The following is a 17,984-nucleotide window of genomic DNA, read 5'->3' on the forward strand; positions in this document are numbered from 1 at the left end:
GCGGGGGAACAGGCGTCCTGGGGAGGCGCTCTCGGAGGCCCCGGGCCGAGCCGTATCACCTGGTAAGACCGAACGCCCCCCACCCACGAACCACCCCGGCGAAGGCGGGGGCCCAGTTGGGTGAACCCCGGAGATGGAACCGAACCGCCATCCCAACTGGGCCCCGGCCTCCGCCGGGGTGGTGTCCGGTGTGAGGCGAGCGACTGGCCGCACGCCAATGTGCCCCCGCAAAGGCGGGGGCCCAGTTTAAACCCCCGCCTTCGCGGCGGAGCAGGATCAGATATCCAGCGCCCACCCGTCGCGCCCCTTGGGATCGAACGGCCCGTCCGCCACGAACCGCGTCGCCCCCGCGCGCAGCCGCAGCACGCTCCAGTCCCCGCGTCGGTCGACCGCCTCCAGCGAGCACCCGCACGCTTCATACGCCGCAACCACGCCCGCGCGCTGCGTCTCGAGCAGCCCCGCCAGCACGATCGTCGCCTCCGCATCGGCGATCGACGCAATCTCCGGCGCCATCGACACGAGCGGCCCCGCCAGGATGTTCGCGATCACCAGGTCATAGGGCGCGCGCGCGACGATCGCGTCGTCGAGCGTCCCGTCGGCCACCACCAGGTCGATCCCCGCGACACCGTTCAGGTCCGCATTCTCCTGCGTCACCTCGATCGAGACCGGATCGATATCCGTCCCCATCACCGCCGCATCGGGCCACAGATGCGCCGCGGCAAAGGCGAGCAGCCCGGTCCCCGTGCCGATGTCGATGACGTTGGCGAACCGCTCGCCCGACGCCGCATCCGCCAGCCCGTCGAGCATCGCCAGGCACCCGCTGGTCGTCTCGTGATGCCCCGTCCCGAACGCGCGGCTCGCCTCGATCAGGAAGGCGCGCTTGCCCTCGGGCACCGCATCGGCATGCGCGCGGGTGTGGACGAAGAACCGCCCGACCGACAGCGGCTCGAGCCCCGCCTGGCTCATCGTCACCCAGTCCGCCGCGGCCAGCCGCTCGACCGCGATTCCGGCCCCCGCCGCGCTCGGCACCAGCGCGCGCACCGCCGCGACCGTGTTGGCGCCCGGCTCATGCTCGAAATACGCATCAAGCCGCCAGGATTCGACGTCGTCCTCGATCTCCTCGGTGGTCATCAGTACCGCGTCGCCGGGAATCGCATCCCCCAGATCGCCGCTCGCATCGATCGCCTCCGCCTCCGCGCGCGTGCAGGGGAGGGTGAGTTTCCAGCTCTCAGCGGACATGGCTGGCCCCGTTCACGTCGATCACCGCGCCGGTCATCGAGGCTGGCGCCTCGAGCGCGCAATAGCGTGCGACCGAGGCGACTTCGGCGGGGTCCGCGACCTTGCCGAGCGGAATGTCGGCGAGCAGCGCATCACCGCCGCGGCTCGACAGATAATCCTCCGCCATCCCGGTCATCGTGAAGCCGGGGCAGATCGCGAACGCGAGAATCCCCTCGCGCGCATAGCCCCGCGCAATCGTCTTGGTCATCGCCACCATCCCCGCCTTCGACGCGGCATAATGCCAGTGCGCGGGCGAATCGCCGCGATAGGCGGCGCGGCTGGCGATGTTGACGATCCGCCCGGCAAACCCGCGCGCCTGCCAGTGCAGCACCGCGAGCCGGCACAGTTCGGCGGACGCGGTCAGGTTGATCCGCATCGTCCGCTCCCATTGAGCGGTCCAGTCGCCGTCACCCAGCGGGCTCGCCTCGAACACCCCGGCGTTGTTGATCAGCACGTCGATCGTGCCGCCGGCCTGTTCGAGCGCGGCGCTCCACAAAGCGGTCGGCCCGGCGGGATCGGCAAAGTCGGCGGGGAGCCCGCTCGCGCTGCCCCCGCTAGTGCTCTTGTGGCCGATGACGGTGGCGCCCGCGTCGGTCAGCGCCTGGTGAATGGCCGCGCCGATGCCCCGGCTCGACCCTGTGAGTAGGATGGTCATGCCCAGGGCCTTAGCGCGCCCGATGACGGTTCGTCACCCACCCGATCGCACGGCGGTGAGGTCGCTCACGCGACGCTGGACGAAAACCCGTCGGCGGCCCCGCGCAGCACGCTCAGCTTGTCGTCGATCAGCCCGAAATCCTGGCCGAGCAGCGTGATCTCGTTGGCGACCGCCTCCGCATCGCCGCGGATCATGTCGATCGTCGCGGACATGGTGTCGGCGGCCAGCGCGGTCTCGTCGACCGCCGCGGTGATCGACGCGACGGTCCGCGCCTGCGCGTCCATCGCCTGGCGGATCCGCACCGCGCTGTCCTGGACCTCGCCGACGGTCGTGCGGATGCCGACGCTGGTCGTCACCGAGCTGTGCGTCGCCGCCTGGATCGCGGCGATCTTGGTCGCGATGTCGTCGGTCGCGCGCGCGGTCTGGCTGGCGAGGCTCTTCACCTCCTGCGCCACCACCGCAAAGCCGCGCCCGGCATCGCCCGCGCGCGCCGCCTCGATCGTCGCGTTGAGCGCGAGCAGGTTGGTCTGCCCCGCGATCGTCCGGATCAGCCCCAGGATCGATTCGATCGACTGGGCATGCGCGCTCAGCGTCTCGGACATGCCGACCGCGTCGGTCGCCTGCGCCGACGCGCGGTTGGCGATCTCGGCCGCCGCCTCGACCTCGATCCGCGCGCCCTCGATCGCGCAGATCAGTCCCGACGCGGTGTGCGCCGCCTCGCGCATCGCCAGCGCGGACTGTTCGGCGGCGGCGGCGACCTCGCTCGTCTTGCCCAGCACGCTGCGGGTCGAGGTCGACGCGCCCATCGCCTGGACGCGGATCCGCGCGCCCAGCTCGGCGGTGTCCTCGATCGACGTCGCGATGCTCTCACGGAACGCCGCCGCCCGCGCGCTGCGGGCGATCCGCGCCGCCTCGGCATCGGACGCGCTCAGATGCGACGCCATGATGTCCGCCTCGATCAGCGCGAGCCGCTGGATCACGTCGCCCAGCATCCGCATCGACGCGGTGTCGGTGCCGACCCGTTCGGCGATCAGCCCGAGCGTGACGCTGTGCGCGAACGCCAGCGCGGCGAGCAAGGCGGGCAGCGGGATGTTCGCCTTGCGCGACTGGACCGCATGGTCGATCGCGATGTCCCGCCACGCCAGGTCATAGGGAGAGAGATATTTCAGCCGGACATAGTCCGCGCTCGCGACGATGCTGCGCTCGAGTCGCTCGGGGGTGAAGGCGGGCCGGACATGAAGCGCGCTCTCGAGCGAGAGGTAATGCCGCCAGAACGTCTCCGCGATCAGCCGGTGGTCGGCGGCATCCAGCATCGCGGTCAGCGTCGCGCAGCTCGGCCCGATCGCGCCGTCCCAGTCATAGTCGCGCACGCGTTCGTACAGCGGCCGGCCATCATTGCCCCAGTCCAGCGTGCCGTGTGGCACGCCATTGCTCATGCGGTCGATTGGCGCGGTCATGCTCCCCCCTTGTGCCCTCCGTTATGCAGCCACCTTCGCGATGAATACGCCCGCGCTGGTCTTCAGATTGCTCAGCCGGCTGTCGAGCATGTCGAAGCCCCGGCCGACGCCGTCGATCTCGGTCGCCACCATTTCGGTATCCGCCCTGATCGCCGCGATCGTCGTCGACATCGAATCGGCGGCGAGCGCGGTCTCGTCGACCGCGGCGGTGATCGCGGTGACGGTCTGCGCCTGCGCCTCCATCGCGTGGCGGATCCGGTCGGCGCTGTCCTGCACCTCGGCTACGGTCGCCTTGATGCTCGCATTGGTCGCGACCGTACCGCGCGTCGCCGACTGGATCGCGGCGATCTTGGCGGCGATGTCGTCGGTCGCGCGCGCGGTCTGGCTGGCGAGGCTCTTCACCTCCTGCGCCACCACCGCGAAGCCGCGCCCGGCATCGCCCGCGCGCGCCGCCTCGATCGTCGCGTTGAGCGCAAGCAGGTTGGTCTGGCCGGCAATGTCGCGGATCAGCCCCAGGATCGACTCGATCGACTTGGCGTGATCGCTCAGCGCCTCGGACATGCCGACCGCGTCGGTCGCCTGTGCGGATGCGCGATTGGCAATCTCGGCCGCGGCCTCGACCTCGCTGCGCGCATCCTCGATCGCGCGGATCAGCCCCGCGGCGGTCTGCGCGGCCTCGCGCATCGCCACCGCGGACTGTTCGGCGGCGGCGGCCACCTCGCTCGCCTTGCCCAGCACCGCGCGGGTCGAGGCCGAGCTGCGCACCGCCTGCTCGCGCAGGACATGCCCCTCGTCGGTCGCGGTCTCGACCATCGTCGCGATTCCGTCGCGAAATTCGACCGCGAGCGTGTCGCGCGCGCCCTGGGCCGAGAAGTTGCGATATTTGGTATAGATCGCCACGGTGATCTCACCTTCCAGCGCCGACAGCCTCATCAGCGTGTCGATATACAGGGAAAGTCGGTCATTGTCGCGCGCCACGCTCTGCATCAGCACGCCGAGCGCGGCACGGTCGCTCGCGCTGATCATCGACAGCAACGCCATCGGCGACACGTCGGCGGCATAGGCCGCGGCGACCGACCGCTCGACCGATTCGACCCAGCCGCGCGCATTGGTGTTGAGGAAGCGGTCGCGCAGGAAATTGCAGCCGACCTCGATCATCGCGTCGGCCTCGTGCGGCGACCAGATGCGCTCGTTGCTGAAACAGCGCTGCCACTGTTCCCAATAGGCCTGGGAGATGGTGACGACATGCGGTTCGATCAGCGCCCAGAGCTCACGGCTCGCCGCCGCGAGCGAGCCGTCAAAATCGAACGCGCGCAGCCGTGCGGCCAGGTCGATCTGGGTGGCGATCGACCCGGGGGCCGGCATGTCGAGTGAGGTCAAAGGGTAAACTCCGGATCGCGTTGCCCGGCCAGCGCTAACGGTGATTCCTTAAGGCCAGGTTAGGGATCGATGTCGCGGGGCAGGGGGCGCCCGCCGCCCCGCCCGACCAACCGTCCGGCACCGCCTGCGCATTGCCCTGGGTTATCAAGCCGGGCGGCGATGGGTTGCATCGCAGCACATGGCGTCTAATAGACCGGCAAACCGTTCGTTACTCGCCCTTCGTACTCGAGGACACAGCCCTTGGCATCGCGCAACCCGGCACGCCCGCTTTCTCCCCATCTGCAGGTCTATAAATGGGGCCCGCACATGCTGGTCTCGATCCTGCACCGCGCGACCGGCAGCGGCATGGCGACCGTCGGCAGCCTGCTGCTCGTCTGGTGGCTCGCCGCGATCGCCTCGGGGGATCAGGCCTATGCGACCTTCGTCGACGTGTTCACGACCGATACGGGCGGGCTCAACATACTGGGCTATGTCATCGGCATCGGCCTGACCTGGTCGCTGCTCCAGCACATGATGACGGGCATCCGCCATCTGGTGATGGACACCGGCGCCGGCTTCGAACTCAAGCGCAACCGCATGGGTGCGCGCGCGACGATCCTGGCCAGCACGCTGCTGACGGTCGCCTTCTGGCTCTACATGGGGATGAAGTAATGGGTTCGGGTACGCCAGTCGGCCGCGTCCGCGGTCTGGGCAGCGCCAAGCACGGCACGCAGCATTGGTGGCAGCAGCGGCTGACCGCCGGCGCCAACATCTTCCTGATGGCCTGGCTGATGGTCGCGGTCGCGCGGATGCCCGCCTATGATTACGCCTCGGTGCATCTGTGGCTCCAGTCGTCCTGGGCGGCGATCCCGATGGCGCTGCTGATCCTGTCGGTCTTCTACCACTTCCGTCTCGGTCTTCAGGTCGTGATCGAGGATTACATGCACGGCGAAAGCCGCGTCGTGACGATGATCCTGCTCAACCTGTTCACCTTCACGCTGGGCGGCATCGCCCTGTTCGCGATCCTGAAGGTCGCCTTCTCCGGAGCTCCTGCGTAATGTCAGCTGCCTACAAGATCATCGATCATACCTATGATGCGGTCGTCGTCGGGGCCGGCGGCTCGGGCCTGCGCGCCACGATGGGCATCGCCGAGAGCGGGCTGAAGACCGCGTGCATCACCAAGGTCTTCCCGACCCGGTCGCACACCGTCGCAGCCCAGGGCGGCATCGCCGCGTCGCTCGGCAACAACTCGCCGGATCACTGGACCTGGCACATGTTCGACACCGTCAAGGGTTCCGACTGGCTCGGCGACCAGGACGCGATCGAATATCTGTGCCGCGAGGCCCCGCAGGCGGTCTACGAGCTCGAACATGCCGGCATGCCGTTCAGCCGTAACGAGAACGGGACGATCTATCAGCGTCCGTTCGGCGGCCACATGCAGAACATGGGCGAGGGCCCCCCGGTCCAGCGCACCGCCGCTGCCGCCGATCGCACCGGCCACGCGATGCTCCACGCGCTCTACCAGCAGAGCCTGAAGTACAATACGGACTTCTTCGTCGAGTATTTCGCGCTCGACCTGATCATGGAAAACGGCGTCTGCCGCGGCGTGATCGCCTTGTGCATGGAAGACGGTTCGATCCACCGCTTCCGCAGCCACCAGACCGTGCTCGCCACCGGCGGCTATGGCCGCGTCTATTTCTCGGCGACCTCGGCGCACACCTGCACCGGCGACGGCAATGCGATGGTGCTCCGCGCCGGCCTGCCGCTGCAGGACATGGAGTTCGTCCAGTTCCACCCGACCGGCATCTACGGCGCGGGCGTGCTCATTACCGAGGGCGCACGCGGTGAAGGCGGGTACCTGACCAACTCCGAGGGCGAGCGCTTCATGGAGCGCTATGCCCCGTCGGCGAAGGACCTCGCCTCGCGCGACGTCGTCAGCCGCTCGATGGCGCTCGAAATGCGCGAAGGCCGCGGCGTCGGCAAGAATGGCGACCACATCTTCCTGCACCTCGATCACATCGATCCGAAGGTTCTGGCAGAGCGCCTGCCCGGCATCACCGAGACCGGCAAGGTCTTCGCGGGCGTCGATCTCACGCGCCAGCCGCTGCCCGTCACGCCGACCGTGCACTACAACATGGGCGGCATCCCGACCAACTTCCACGGCGAGGTCGTCAACCTCGTCGGCGGCAACCCCGACGCGGTCGTCCCCGGCCTGTTCGCGGTCGGTGAGGCCGCCTGCGTCTCGGTTCACGGCGCCAACCGTCTCGGCTCGAACAGCCTGATCGATCTCGTGGTGTTCGGCCGTGCGACCGGCCTGCGGATCCGCGACACGCTCAAGCCCGGCACCGCGCACGCGCCGCTGCCCAAGGGCTCGGAAGACCTCGCGCTGACGCGTCTCGACACGTTCCGCAACGCGAGCGGCGGGTCGCCGACCGCGCAGATCCGTCTCGACATGCAGCAGACGATGCAGAAGCATTGCGCCGTGTTCCGCGACACCGAACTGCTCAACCAGGGCGTCGAGAAGATGGCGGGCATCTACAACCGGATGACCGACGTCGCCGTGAAGGATCGCAGCATGATCTGGAACACCGATCTGGTCGAGACGATGGAGCTCGACAATCTGATCGGCCAGGCCGTCGTCACGATGAACTCGGCCGCCAACCGCACCGAGTCGCGCGGCGCGCACATGCACGAGGATTTCCCCGAGCGTGACGATGCCAACTGGATGAAGCACACCATCACCACCTTCGACGGCTGGGGCGGCAAGGGCGGTCAGACCAAGATCGATTTCCGCCCGGTGCACGACTACACGCTTACCGACGACGTCGACTACATCAAGCCCAAGAAGCGGGTCTATTGATGATCTGGGCCATCATCGCGATCGGGTTCCTCGTGCCCGTCGCGGTGGGGCTGCTGACGCGGTTCCCGCCGATGATCGCCGGCTTTCTCTGGCCGGCGATCGTCGCGATCGGCACCGCGATCTATATCTACGGCATCGAAACGCGCGCCCCCGGCGAAGACCCGCAGAAGATCGCCATCACCTTCTTCGCGCTCTTCTCGCTCGCCGGCGGCGTCCCCGGCGGCCTGGTCGGCTGGATTCTCCAGCACAAGCGACAGGCCGATCCGGCACTCGACCGGGACGTCTGACCTCAGGGGGCGGCGGGCGCATTCGCTGCCGCTTCCAGACGATCTGCCAGCCACATCTTGATGAGCGCCTGACGCGTGACGCCACGCTTGCGGGCTTGCACGTCGAGACTCTCTACCATCACGTGGGGAAATCGACGTTCACGCGCTTGGCCTCCAGCACAGGCTTGCGCGGGCTGGACCAGTCGAAATACGCGCTGACATCCTCGCCCTCGTCGAACCGCCGGTCGAGTTCGTCGGCTGAGATAGCCTTGTGCAGCACGGATTTAGCCGGTGCGGGCGCGTTCATAAGCCAGTTCCTCATAATCTCTCGCGCGGCGAACCGAGATGATCCGGGTCGCCGTACCGCGATCGGTGACGATCGCCGTCCACAGGCGATCGCCGATCCGGCCGATCACCAGTTGCCGGTCTTCGCCCACATGGCGCTGGGCCGATCCGACGACGATCCGCTCGTCATCGCCCCACAGCGCCTGAGCTTCGACGAAATCAATCCCGTGCTTGACCGCGTTGGCCGCGCTCTTGTCCGGGTCGAATTCGAACATGGCCAACTCTACCGCAATTTCGGTATAGAATCTATACTCCCGGTCTTTTGCGGACGACATCGGAACCGCGCGATACCGCGGTAAGTTTGCCCGCGCATGACCGACACCTCCCCCGCTTCGAACGCGCGCAACTACCCCGTTGCTCGCCGTCCCCCATGTCCAGCTGCACGGCCCCGTCGACGACGCGATGTACGACAGCTTCAAGGCGCAGGTCGCGGCTGCGCCGACCGAGGGGCCGCTCGTCGTCTCGATCACCACGCTTGGCGGCGACCCCGAAATGGCGCGCGCGATGGGCGACCATATCCGCCTGCTGCGCGAATATACCGATCGCGAGACGCTGTTCCTCGGCAAGGTCGCGGTCTATTCGGCCGGCGCGACCTTTATGTCGGCCTTCCCCGCCGACAGCCGCTTCCTCACGCGCAACAGCCGCCTGATGATCCATGAGCGCCAGATGACGAGCACGATCCAGCTCAACGGCCCGCTCAACGCGCTGTCCTATACGCTCAAGGCCAAGCTCCACGAGATCGAGGATTCGATCAACATCCAGGAAGAGGGCTTTCGCGATCTCGTCCGCGGCACCAAGGTCGATATCGAGGAGCTCAAGGCCAAGGCGCCGTCCAACTGGTATATCGAGGCGGAGGAAGCCCGCGATCTCGGGCTGATCCTCGACATCATCTGACGGTTGCGGCGGTCCGTGCCGCGCCCCACATGTGACTCATGTTGCACCCGCGAAGCTAAGGATTTGCGGGCAGGGCCCCTGTCATGTATCGGCTCTGACAACCTTGTCATCACACCACGGACGGACCGCTCGCAATGGCCGAATTCTCGCTCCCGAAAAACAGCGTCGTTAAGAAGGGCGTCAAGCATGCCTCGACCAGCGGGGGCAAGCGGCTGAAATCGTTCAAGGTGTATCGTTATGATCCCGATAGCGGCGAGAATCCCCGCTACGACACGTTCGAGCTCGACCTCGACGAGACCGGGCCGATGGTGCTCGACGCGCTGATCAAGATGAAGGGCGAGCAGGACAGCTCGCTGACCTTCCGCCGCTCGTGCCGCGAGGGCATTTGTGGCTCCTGCTCGATGAACATCGACGGCAAGAACGGTCTCGCCTGCACCACCGCGATCGAGGACTGCAAGGGCGAGGTCCAGATCACCCCGCTGCCGCACATGGACGTGATCAAGGATCTGGTCCCCGACTTCACGCATTTCTACGCGCAATATTCGTCGATCAAGCCGTGGCTCCAGACCGTCACGCCGCCGCCCTCGGGCAAGGAGCGTCTCCAGTCGCCCGAGGATCGCTCGAAGCTCGACGGCCTGTACGAGTGCATCCTGTGCGCCTGCTGCTCGACCTCGTGCCCGAGCTACTGGTGGAACGCCGACAAGTTCTTAGGGCCGGCGATCCTGCTCCAGGCCTATCGCTGGCTCGCCGACAGCCGCGACGAGATGACCGGCGAGCGGCTCGACGAGCTCGAGGATCCGTTCCGCCTCTATCGCTGCCACACGATCATGAACTGCGCGAACGCCTGCCCCAAGGGCCTCAACCCCGCCAAGGCGATCGCCGAGATCAAGAAGATGGAAGCCGAACGGATCGTCTGATTTGAAGGGGGGGAGGGGGGTCCCCTCCACCCCGCTCCCGCCCGGCCTCGCTCCCCCGTTCGTGCTGAGCGAAGTCGAAGCACAAGCCCGGGGCAGGTGGTGGCGCTCCCCCAACCCCGTTCGTGCTGAGCGAAGTCGAAGCACAGGCCCCGGGGCAGGGGGTGGCGCTCCCAAAAGTCCTTCGACTTCGCTCAGGACGAACGGAACTCATGACCGATACCCCCCATTTCCTCGACGCCGAAGACCCCGCAAACCCCGGCTGGCGCAGCTGGACCCTGTCCGACCCGACCCGGTTCAACACGCTGCTCGGCCCCATGCTCTACCGCGTCGACGGCCACCGCGTCCGCGTCCGCATCACGCCCGAACGTCGCCATTCGAACCTGCAGGACAATGTTCATGGCGGCGCGCTGCTCGGCTTCATCGACGTCGCGCTGTTCGCCGCCGCGCGCGGCTTCGGGCTGATCACCGCCGGCACCGCGGTGACGCTCGACCTCAACACCCAGTTCATCGGTGGCGGCCGGATCGGCGCGCCGATCGAGGCGCAGGTCGAGGTGCTCAAGGAAACCGGCCGCCTCTTGTTCCTGCGGGGCCTCGTGGTGCAAGGCGACGACGAAGCGAAGATCGCGGCCTTCTCCGCGACGATCCGCAAGCCGTCGCCTAAGCCGCCGAAGGGCTGACCCCGACCGCTATCACCACCCCCGGCGAAGGCCGGGGCCCAGTTGGGACACGATCATTGTTCAAGCGTAGCGTTCTATCACGGCGACCTTTCCCCCTGGGCCCCGGCCTCCGCGGGGTGGTGAAGACCAATGACCGTCCTCGCCGCCTACGAAGCCCTTGTCGCCTCGGGCGAACTCCGCCCCGACCCTGAACAGGCCGCCGCCGCCGCGCGCCTGAACACGCTCGCCACCGAACTCGCCGCGCCCGTCGCGACCGGCTTCTTCGCGCGCTTTGCAAAAAACCGGCCCCGCGCGGCGTCTATCTCTGGGGCGGGGTCGGCCGCGGCAAGTCGATGCTGATGGACCTGTTCTTCGCCGAGGTCGCGGTCGACCCGAAGCGCCGCGTCCATTTCGGCGAGTTCATGCTCGAGGTCCATGCCCGCATCGCCGCCGAGCGCCGCAAGGAGGTCGCGACCCGATCGTCCCCGTCGCCACCGCGATCGCCGAGGAGACCCGGCTGCTCGCGTTCGACGAGATGATGGTCACCAACAGCCCCGACGCGATGATCCTCTCGCGGCTCGTCACCTCGCTGCTCGACTCCGGCGTGACGATCGTCACCACCTCGAACCGCCCGCCCGCCGATCTCTACAAGAACGGCCTCAACCGCGAGCATTTCCTCCCCTTCATTGCGACGATCGAACAGCGCCTCGACGTCCTCCCGCTCAACGGCCCCGTCGATTACCGCCGCGACCGGCTCGGCAGCCAGGACACCTGGCTCGTCCCCAACGGCCCCGAGGCGACAGCCCAGCTCTCCGCCGCGTTCTTCCGCCTCACCGACTTCTCGCCCGACGACAGCGAGCACGTCCCGTCCGAGGAGCTGATCGTCCAGGGCCGGGCCCTGCGCGTGCCGAAGTCGCTGAAAGGCGTCGCGGTCTTCAGCTTCAAAAAGCTGTGCGGCGAGGCGAGGGGGGTGGCCGACTATCTCGCCATCGCCCGCAAATTCCACACGATCATCCTCGTCGGCATCCCCAAGCTCGGGCCCGAAAACCGCAACGAGGCCGCGCGCTTCGTCGGGCTGATCGACGCGCTCTACGAGCACAAGGTCAAGCTGCTCGCCGCCGCCGACGCGCAGCCGGGCGATCTCTACGCGAGCGGCGACGGCCGGTTCGAATTCGACCGCACGATCAGCCGTCTGGAAGAGATGCGCTCCGAGGAGTATCTGGCGGAAGGGCATATCTGACGCATCCCAAACACCACCCCCGGCGAAGGCCGGGGCCCAGTTGGAAAGGCAGTCGTAACGAAGACCTGCGCCTAGTTTGCACCGTCCCCCAACTGGGCCCCGGCCTCCGCCGGGGTGGTTCAGCACACGTCGGCAAGCTTATTGCTCCTGCGAATGATTTGCAATAACGCGACCACTTTTCCGCTTTAACGGTTGCCGTAGCGCCATAATGCGCGTAACCGGCGTCACCAATCACCCCGCACATCAGACGGAGACGGATTGGAATGGCTCGCAAGAAGATCGCGCTGATCGGCGCCGGTAACATCGGCGGCACGCTCGCGCACCTCGCAGCACTCAAGGGTCTGGGCGATATCGTCCTGTTCGACGTGGCCGAGGGCATCCCCCAGGGCAAGGCGCTCGACCTGTCGCAGTGCGGCCCGGTTGAAGGCTTCGACTCGACGATCACCGGCTCGAACGACTATGCCGACATCGCCGGCGCGGACGCATCATCGTCACCGCCGGTGTCGCACGCAAGCCCGGCATGAGCCGCGACGACCTGCTCGGCATCAACCTCAAGGTCATGAAGGCCGTGGGCGAGGGCATCAAGGCCAACGCACCCGGCGCCTTCGTCATCTGCATCACCAACCCGCTCGACGCGATGGTGTGGGCGCTGCGTGAGTTCTCGGGTCTGCCGCATCACATGGTCGTCGGCATGGCCGGCGTGCTCGACTCGTCGCGCTTCAGCCATTTCCTCGCCGACGAGTTCAAGGTCTCGGTCAAGGACGTCACTAGCTTCGTGCTCGGCGGTCACGGCGACACGATGGTCCCCGTGATCCAGTATTCGACCGTCTCGGGCATCCCCGTCCCCGATCTCATCGCGATGGGCATGTCGAGCCAGGAAAAGATCGACGCGATCGTCAAGCGCACGCGCGGCGGCGGCGGCGAGATCGTCGCGCTGCTGAAGACCGGCTCGGCCTATTACGCGCCCGCCACCAGCGGCATCGCGATGGCCGAAGCCTATCTCTACGACCAGAAGCGCGTCCTGCCCGCCGCGGCCTATGTCTCGGGTGAATACGGCCTCGACGACCTGTATGTCGGCGTCCCCGTGGTCATCGGTGCCGGCGGCGTCGAGAAGATCGTCGAGATCAAGCTCGACGACGAAGCCAAGGGCAACCTCCAGGTCTCGGTCGACGCGGTCAAGGAACTGATCGTGGCGTGCAAGGGTATCGACGGTAGCCTGAACTGATTTGAGGATTTGAGCTGATCTGCTGTTCCCCGGCGAAGGCCGGGGTCCAGTTGGGAGAAGTCCCGTGATGGATACCGCCTTCTGCGTCTACATCATGGCCAGCAGGCGTAACGGCACGATCTATCTCGGCGTCACCAGCAATCTTCCCAAGCGTGCTTGGGAGCATCGCAACGGGGTCGTCGCAGGATTTACGAAGAAATACGGTTGTCATCTACTCGTCTGGTACGAAGTCTATGATGATCTGGACGCCGCCCGGCAGCGTGAGCTGCAGATGAAGGGATGGAAACGGGCCTGGAAGGTGAAAGCGATCGAAGGGATGAACCCGAACTGGGATGATCTGTTTGATACGCTGACGCCAGACTGACCCGCCTTCCCAACTGGGCCCCGGCCTCCGCCGGGGAACGAGAGAGAGAAAACTAGATGAGCATCCTCGTCGACAAGAACACCAAGGTCATCACGCAGGGCATGACCGGCGAAACCGGCAGCTTCCACACCAAGATGGCGCTGGAATACGGCACGCAGATGGTCGGTGGCGTCACCCCCGGCAAGGGCGGCACGACTCACCTCGACCTCCCCGTCTACAACACCGTCGCCGAGGCGAAGTCGGTCACCGGCGCGACCGCGTCCGTGATCTACGTGCCGCCTCCCTTCGCGGCCGATTCGATCCTCGAGGCGATCGACGCGCAGATCGAGCTGATCGTCGCGATCACCGAGGGCATTCCCGTGCTCGACATGGTCAAGGTCAAGCGCGCGCTCGCGGGTTCCAAGTCGCGCCTGATCGGCCCGAACTGCCCCGGCGTCCTGACCCCCGGCGAGTGCAAGATCGGCATCATGCCCGGTTCGATCTTCAAGAAGGGCTCGGTCGGCGTTGTCAGCCGTTCAGGCACGCTCACCTATGAGGCGGTCTTCCAGACCTCGAACGCGGGCCTTGGTCAGACGACCGCGGTCGGCATCGGTGGCGATCCGGTCAACGGCACGAACTTCATCGACGTGCTCGAGCTGTTCCTCGCGGACGACGAGACCAAGTCGATCATCATGATCGGCGAAATCGGCGGCGACGCCGAGGAGCAGGCCGCGCAGTTCCTGATCGACGAGGCCAAGCGTGGCCGCAAGAAGCCGATGGCCGGCTTCATCGCGGGCCGCACCGCACCTCCGGGTCGTCGCATGGGCCATGCCGGTGCGATCGTCTCGGGCGGCAAGGGCGATGCCGAGAGCAAGATCGCGGCAATGGAAGCTGCCGGGATCAAGGTCTCGGAAAGCCCCAGCCTGCTCGGCGAGACGCTGCTGAGCGTGCTGAAGGGTTGATCTTACTACCCCTCTCCCTTCGGGGAGAGGGAAGGAGCCGCCATTTGGCGGCGGAAGGGTGAGGGCACGGTGACCGCCCGTGCCCCTCACCCTCCCACCCGCAAGTGCGGGCGGGCCCCTCCCACTCCCCCGCGGGGGAGAGGGAAACTGAGGACGAACGACATGGGCTACGAAGGCCAGGATTTCAGCGATATCGCAGCCGGCGTCAGCCCGGCGTTCGTAGAGACGCTCTACGCCAAGTTCACCGCCGATCCGGCCTCGGTCGAATCCGGCTGGCGGACGTTCTTCGAGGGGCTCGAAGGCTCCGCGCAGGGCCCGAGCTGGGAAAGCGCGCGCTGGCCGCTGACCACGACGGACGATCTGACCGCGGCGCTCGACCCGACCCAGATGGAGCCCGCGCCCAAGCCCGCAAAGGGTGGCGGCAAGCCCGCTCCCGCCGCCGCCGCGCCCGCGCCCGTCTCGAAGGACGAGATCGCCAAGCCGCGGCCGACGCGATCCGCGCGCAGCTGCTGATCCGCACCTACCGCGTCCGCGGTCACCTCGCCGCCAATCTCGATCCGCTTGGTCTCTCGAAGCGCGAGATGCCCGAGGATCTGAAGACCGAATATCACGGCTTCTCCGACGCGACATCGACCGCAAGGTCTATCTCGGCGGCACGATGGGCTTCGAATGGGCGACCATCCGCGAGCTCGTCGACACGCTCCGCAAGAATTATTGCGGCAATGTCGGCCTCGAATACATGCACATCGCCGATGTCGAGGAGCGTCGCTTCCTCCAGGAGCGCATGGAAGGCCAGGACAAGGCGATCGAATTCTCCGTCGACGGCAAGAAGGCGATCCTCAACAAGGTCATCGAAGCCGAGCAGTGGGAGAAGTTCCTCGGCAAGAAGTATGTCGGCACGAAGCGCTTCGGGCTCGACGGCGGCGAATCGATGATCCCCGCGCTCGAATCGGTCATCAAGTATGGCGGCCAGATGGGCGTGCGCGAGATCGTCATCGGCATGGCGCATCGCGGTCGTCTTAACGTGCTCGCCAACGTCATGGCCAAGCCGCTCCGCGTCATCTTCCACGAATTCGCCGGCGGTTCGGCCAACCCCGATGACATCGGCGGGTCGGGCGACGTGAAGTACCATCTCGGCACCAGCACCGACCGCGAGTTCGACGGCCACAAGGTTCATATGAGCCTCGTCGCCAACCCGTCGCATCTCGAGGCTGCCGATCCGGTCGTGCTCGGCAAGACGCGCGCGATCCAGACGCTCAACAACGATCTGAAGGATCATGTCGCGTCGCTCCCCGTGCTGATCCACGGCGACGCGGCGTTCGCAGGGCAGGGGATCGTCTGGGAGTGCCTCGCTTCTCCGGCATCCGCGGCTACAACACCGGCGGCTGCGTCCACTTCATCATCAACAACCAGGTCGGCTTTACGACCAGCCCGCAGTTCGCGCGCTCGTCGCCCTATCCGTCTGACGTCGCCAAGGGCGTCCAGGCGCCGGTCTTCCACGTCAATGGCGACGATCCCGAAGCGGTGACCTTCGCCACCAAGATGGCGATGGAATTCCGTCAGAAGTTCCACCGCGACATCGTCATCGACATGTGGTGCTATCGCCGCTTCGGTCATAACGAGGGCGACGAGCCCTCCTTTACCCAGCCGCTGATGTACGACATCATCCGCAAGCATCCCGGCGTCAGCTCGGTCTATGGCAACCGCCTGATCAAGGAAGGCGTCATCGACCAGCCCTGGATCGACGAGAATGTGAAGCAGCTCACACTCCGTCTCGAGGGCGAGTTCGAGGCGGGTGCGTCGTACAAGCCGAACAAGGCGGACTGGTTCGGCGGTCGCTGGACCGGCCTCAGCGCGCCGACCGATGGTGCGTCCGCGCGCCGCAACGTCGAGACGGGCCTCAGCCAGAAGCTGTTCGACTCGCTCGGCCGCACGCTGACGACCGTTCCCGAGAGCGTGAAGATCCACAAGACGCTCGCGCGCGTGCTCGACGCGAAGCGCGAGATGTTCAAGTCGGGCAAGGGCTTCGACTGGGCGACCGGCGAAGCGCTCGCGTTCGGCGGCCTGCTCTCCGAAGGCTATGGCGTCCGTCTGTCCGGCCAGGACTCGGGCCGCGGCACCTTCTCGCAGCGTCACGCGGTCTGGGTCGACCAGACCGACGAGCACAAGTATGTGCCGCTGCAGGAAATCGAGCACGGCAATTTCGAGGTGCTCGACAGCCCGCTGTCCGAGTACGGTGTCCTCGGCTTCGAATATGGCTATGCGCTCGCCGACCCGAAGACTCTGGTCCTCTGGGAGGCGCAGTTCGGCGATTTCGTCAACGGCGCGCAGATCATGATCGATCAGTTCATCACGTCCGGCGAATCGAAGTGGCTCCGCGCCAACGGCCTCGTGATGCTGCTCCCGCACGGCTATGAAGGCAGGGGCCAGAGCACAGCTCGGCCCGTCCCGAGCGCTTCCTTCAGTCCTGCGCCGACGACAATATCCAGGTCGCGAACTGCACCAGCCCGGCGAACTATTTCCACCTGCTCCGCCGGCAGATGCATCGCAACTTCCGCAAGCCCCTGATCGTGATGACCCCCAAGTCGTTGCTGCGTCACAAGCTCGCGGTGTCGAACGCCGAGGACTTCCAGGGCGACAGCCACTTCCGTCGCCTCCTGTCCGACACCAATGGTGCGGCGGATGTCGACACCAAGCGTCTCGTCCTGTGCACCGGCAAGGTCGCGTACGACCTGATCGAGGCGCGCGATGCGGCGGGCGACACCGACACGCAGATCGTCCGCGTCGAACAGCTCTATCCCTTCCCCGGCAACCCGATCGCCGAGCGCGTCGCGAAGATGCCGAACCTGGAAGAGATCGTCTGGGCGCAGGAAGAGCCGAAGAACAACGGCTACTGGTTCTTCGTTGAGCCGCTGATCGAGGAGGCGCTGGCCAGCGTGAATTCGCCGGTCAAGCGTGCGCGCTACGCCGGGCGCAGCGCCTCGGCCTCGCCCGCGACCGGCCTGATGAAGCGTCACCAGGCCGAGCAGGGCGCGCTCGTCGCCGACGCACTCGGCCACAGCGTCCGCGACGAAATCCGCCGCACCCCGCGCGAACTAAACTGTCTTCTACCACCCCGGCGAAGGGGCACCCATCAAAGTAATACTTTGATGGGACCCAAGCCGGGGCCCAGTTGGATGGTAGATATAATTGAGCGAAACGCCGGCCAATCAGCGTTTCGTAACTGGACCCCGGCCTACGCGGGGTGGAGGAACCGAGAAAATGGCAACCGAAGTCACCGTCCCCGTCCTGGGTGAATCGATCACCGAAGCCACCCTCGGCGAGTGGCTGAAGCAGCCCGGCGATCCCGTCGCCGTCGACGAGCCCATCGCCAGCCTCGAGACCGACAAGGTCTCGGTCGAGGTGCCGTCGCCGGTCGCCGGCGTCATGGGCCAGCACGCCGTCGCGGTCGGCGACACGGTCCAGGTCGGCGCGATGCTCGCCACGATCGACTCGGGCGACGGCGCCGCTCCCGGCCCAGCCCCTGC

At 66.6% G+C, this 17,984-nt stretch carries 16 protein-coding genes and 3 pseudogenes; 13 read left to right on the forward strand and 6 right to left on the reverse strand.

All coding sequences use genetic code 11. The features are described from left to right. Nucleotides 1-276 precede the first annotated feature (276 nt). The 4 genes from NI18_RS17235 to NI18_RS17250 all read right to left on the reverse strand — a co-directional run bounded on the left by NI18_RS17235 (nucleotide 277) and on the right by NI18_RS17250 (nucleotide 4,770). Nucleotides 277-1,239 carry a 50S ribosomal protein L11 methyltransferase gene (locus tag NI18_RS17235; RefSeq protein WP_037531753.1) on the reverse strand — a complete coding sequence of 321 codons (963 nt, stop codon included), beginning with the start codon at nucleotides 1,237-1,239 and terminating at the stop codon, nucleotides 277-279. Further along, a complete protein-coding gene (locus NI18_RS17240) occupies nucleotides 1,229-1,933 on the reverse strand; it encodes an SDR family NAD(P)-dependent oxidoreductase (RefSeq protein ID WP_037531755.1) in 705 nt (234 codons plus the stop codon). The genes NI18_RS17235 and NI18_RS17240 overlap by 11 nt, the downstream gene beginning before the upstream one ends. Before the next feature lie 65 nt (nucleotides 1,934-1,998). Next, nucleotides 1,999-3,390, reverse strand: coding sequence for a methyl-accepting chemotaxis protein (locus NI18_RS17245; protein WP_198527058.1), 1,392 nt, complete (start codon nucleotides 3,388-3,390; stop codon nucleotides 1,999-2,001). Nucleotides 3,391-3,411: 21 nt separating this feature from the next. Continuing rightward, on the reverse strand, nucleotides 3,412-4,770 hold the full coding sequence (locus NI18_RS17250; protein ID WP_274602310.1) for a methyl-accepting chemotaxis protein: 1,359 nt from the start codon (nucleotides 4,768-4,770) through the stop codon (nucleotides 3,412-3,414). 240 nt (nucleotides 4,771-5,010) lie between these two features. Between NI18_RS17250 and sdhC the strand changes: the two genes are divergently transcribed. Genes sdhC through NI18_RS17270 form a run of 4 tightly spaced genes read left to right on the forward strand, consistent with a single transcriptional unit; the run spans nucleotide 5,011 to nucleotide 7,896 of the window. Next, nucleotides 5,011-5,421: a succinate dehydrogenase, cytochrome b556 subunit gene (sdhC, locus tag NI18_RS17255; RefSeq protein WP_037531758.1), complete on the forward strand. Its 411-nt coding sequence runs from the start codon at nucleotides 5,011-5,013 to the stop codon at nucleotides 5,419-5,421. After that, nucleotides 5,421-5,807, forward strand: a complete 387-nt coding sequence (sdhD, locus tag NI18_RS17260) for a succinate dehydrogenase, hydrophobic membrane anchor protein (protein ID WP_031440117.1) — start codon at nucleotides 5,421-5,423, stop codon at nucleotides 5,805-5,807. Before sdhC ends, sdhD begins: the two co-directional genes overlap by 1 nt. Then, nucleotides 5,807-7,609 (forward strand): succinate dehydrogenase flavoprotein subunit, encoded by a 1,803-nt coding sequence (gene sdhA / locus NI18_RS17265; protein ID WP_031440116.1) that lies wholly within the window; start codon nucleotides 5,807-5,809, stop codon nucleotides 7,607-7,609. Before sdhD ends, sdhA begins: the two co-directional genes overlap by 1 nt. Beyond that, complete coding sequence (locus NI18_RS17270; RefSeq protein ID WP_031393663.1) at nucleotides 7,609-7,896, forward strand: hypothetical protein; 288 nt, start codon at nucleotides 7,609-7,611, stop codon at nucleotides 7,894-7,896. The genes sdhA and NI18_RS17270 overlap by 1 nt, the downstream gene beginning before the upstream one ends. Nucleotides 7,897-8,014: 118 nt before the next feature. Here the strand turns inward: NI18_RS17270 and NI18_RS25875 are convergent, their stop codons facing one another. Both NI18_RS25875 and NI18_RS17280 read right to left on the reverse strand, forming a co-directional pair. Continuing rightward, the gene (locus NI18_RS25875) at nucleotides 8,015-8,182 is read right to left on the reverse strand and encodes a hypothetical protein (protein WP_198527059.1); all 168 of its coding nucleotides are present in this window, start codon (nucleotides 8,180-8,182) and stop codon (nucleotides 8,015-8,017) included. Continuing rightward, on the reverse strand, nucleotides 8,160-8,495 hold the full coding sequence (locus tag NI18_RS17280; protein WP_081874214.1) for a BrnT family toxin: 336 nt from the start codon (nucleotides 8,493-8,495) through the stop codon (nucleotides 8,160-8,162). Before NI18_RS17280 ends, NI18_RS25875 begins: the two co-directional genes overlap by 23 nt. Before the next feature lie 127 nt (nucleotides 8,496-8,622). Here NI18_RS17280 and NI18_RS17285 point away from each other — a divergent pair, with 127 nt between their 5' ends. The 9 genes and pseudogenes from NI18_RS17285 to NI18_RS17325 form a co-directional block, all read left to right on the forward strand. Beyond that, nucleotides 8,623-9,114 carry an ATP-dependent Clp protease proteolytic subunit gene (locus tag NI18_RS17285; RefSeq protein WP_306286487.1) on the forward strand — a complete coding sequence of 164 codons (492 nt, stop codon included), beginning with the start codon at nucleotides 8,623-8,625 and terminating at the stop codon, nucleotides 9,112-9,114. A gap of 134 nt (nucleotides 9,115-9,248) precedes the next feature. Then, complete coding sequence (locus NI18_RS17290) at nucleotides 9,249-10,031, forward strand: succinate dehydrogenase iron-sulfur subunit (RefSeq protein WP_031393667.1); 783 nt, start codon at nucleotides 9,249-9,251, stop codon at nucleotides 10,029-10,031. Between the two features lie 209 nt (nucleotides 10,032-10,240). Continuing rightward, the gene (locus NI18_RS17295; protein ID WP_031440115.1) at nucleotides 10,241-10,708 is read left to right on the forward strand and encodes a PaaI family thioesterase; all 468 of its coding nucleotides are present in this window, start codon (nucleotides 10,241-10,243) and stop codon (nucleotides 10,706-10,708) included. 129 nt (nucleotides 10,709-10,837) lie between these two features. Next, nucleotides 10,838-11,927 (forward strand): annotated as a pseudogene (gene zapE, locus NI18_RS17300) (cell division protein ZapE). 263 nt (nucleotides 11,928-12,190) lie between these two features. Beyond that, a pseudogene (mdh, locus tag NI18_RS17305) lies at nucleotides 12,191-13,152 on the forward strand (malate dehydrogenase). A 67-nt stretch (nucleotides 13,153-13,219) separates the two neighbouring features. Then, the gene (locus NI18_RS17310; RefSeq protein WP_037531762.1) at nucleotides 13,220-13,516 is read left to right on the forward strand and encodes a GIY-YIG nuclease family protein; all 297 of its coding nucleotides are present in this window, start codon (nucleotides 13,220-13,222) and stop codon (nucleotides 13,514-13,516) included. 56 nt (nucleotides 13,517-13,572) lie between these two features. Further along, complete coding sequence (gene sucD, locus NI18_RS17315; RefSeq protein WP_031395407.1) at nucleotides 13,573-14,457, forward strand: succinate--CoA ligase subunit alpha; 885 nt, start codon at nucleotides 13,573-13,575, stop codon at nucleotides 14,455-14,457. Nucleotides 14,458-14,619: 162 nt separating this feature from the next. After that, a pseudogene (locus NI18_RS17320) lies at nucleotides 14,620-17,540 on the forward strand (2-oxoglutarate dehydrogenase E1 component); the annotation flags it as partial. A gap of 178 nt (nucleotides 17,541-17,718) precedes the next feature. Then, a partial coding sequence (locus NI18_RS17325) for a biotin/lipoyl-containing protein (RefSeq protein ID WP_037531764.1) occupies nucleotides 17,719-17,984 on the forward strand: 266 nt, incomplete at its 3' end.

Source organism: Sphingomonas sp. Ant20 (genome assembly GCF_000783375.1).
Taxonomy (GTDB): Bacteria; Pseudomonadota; Alphaproteobacteria; order Sphingomonadales; family Sphingomonadaceae; genus Sphingomonas; species Sphingomonas aerolata.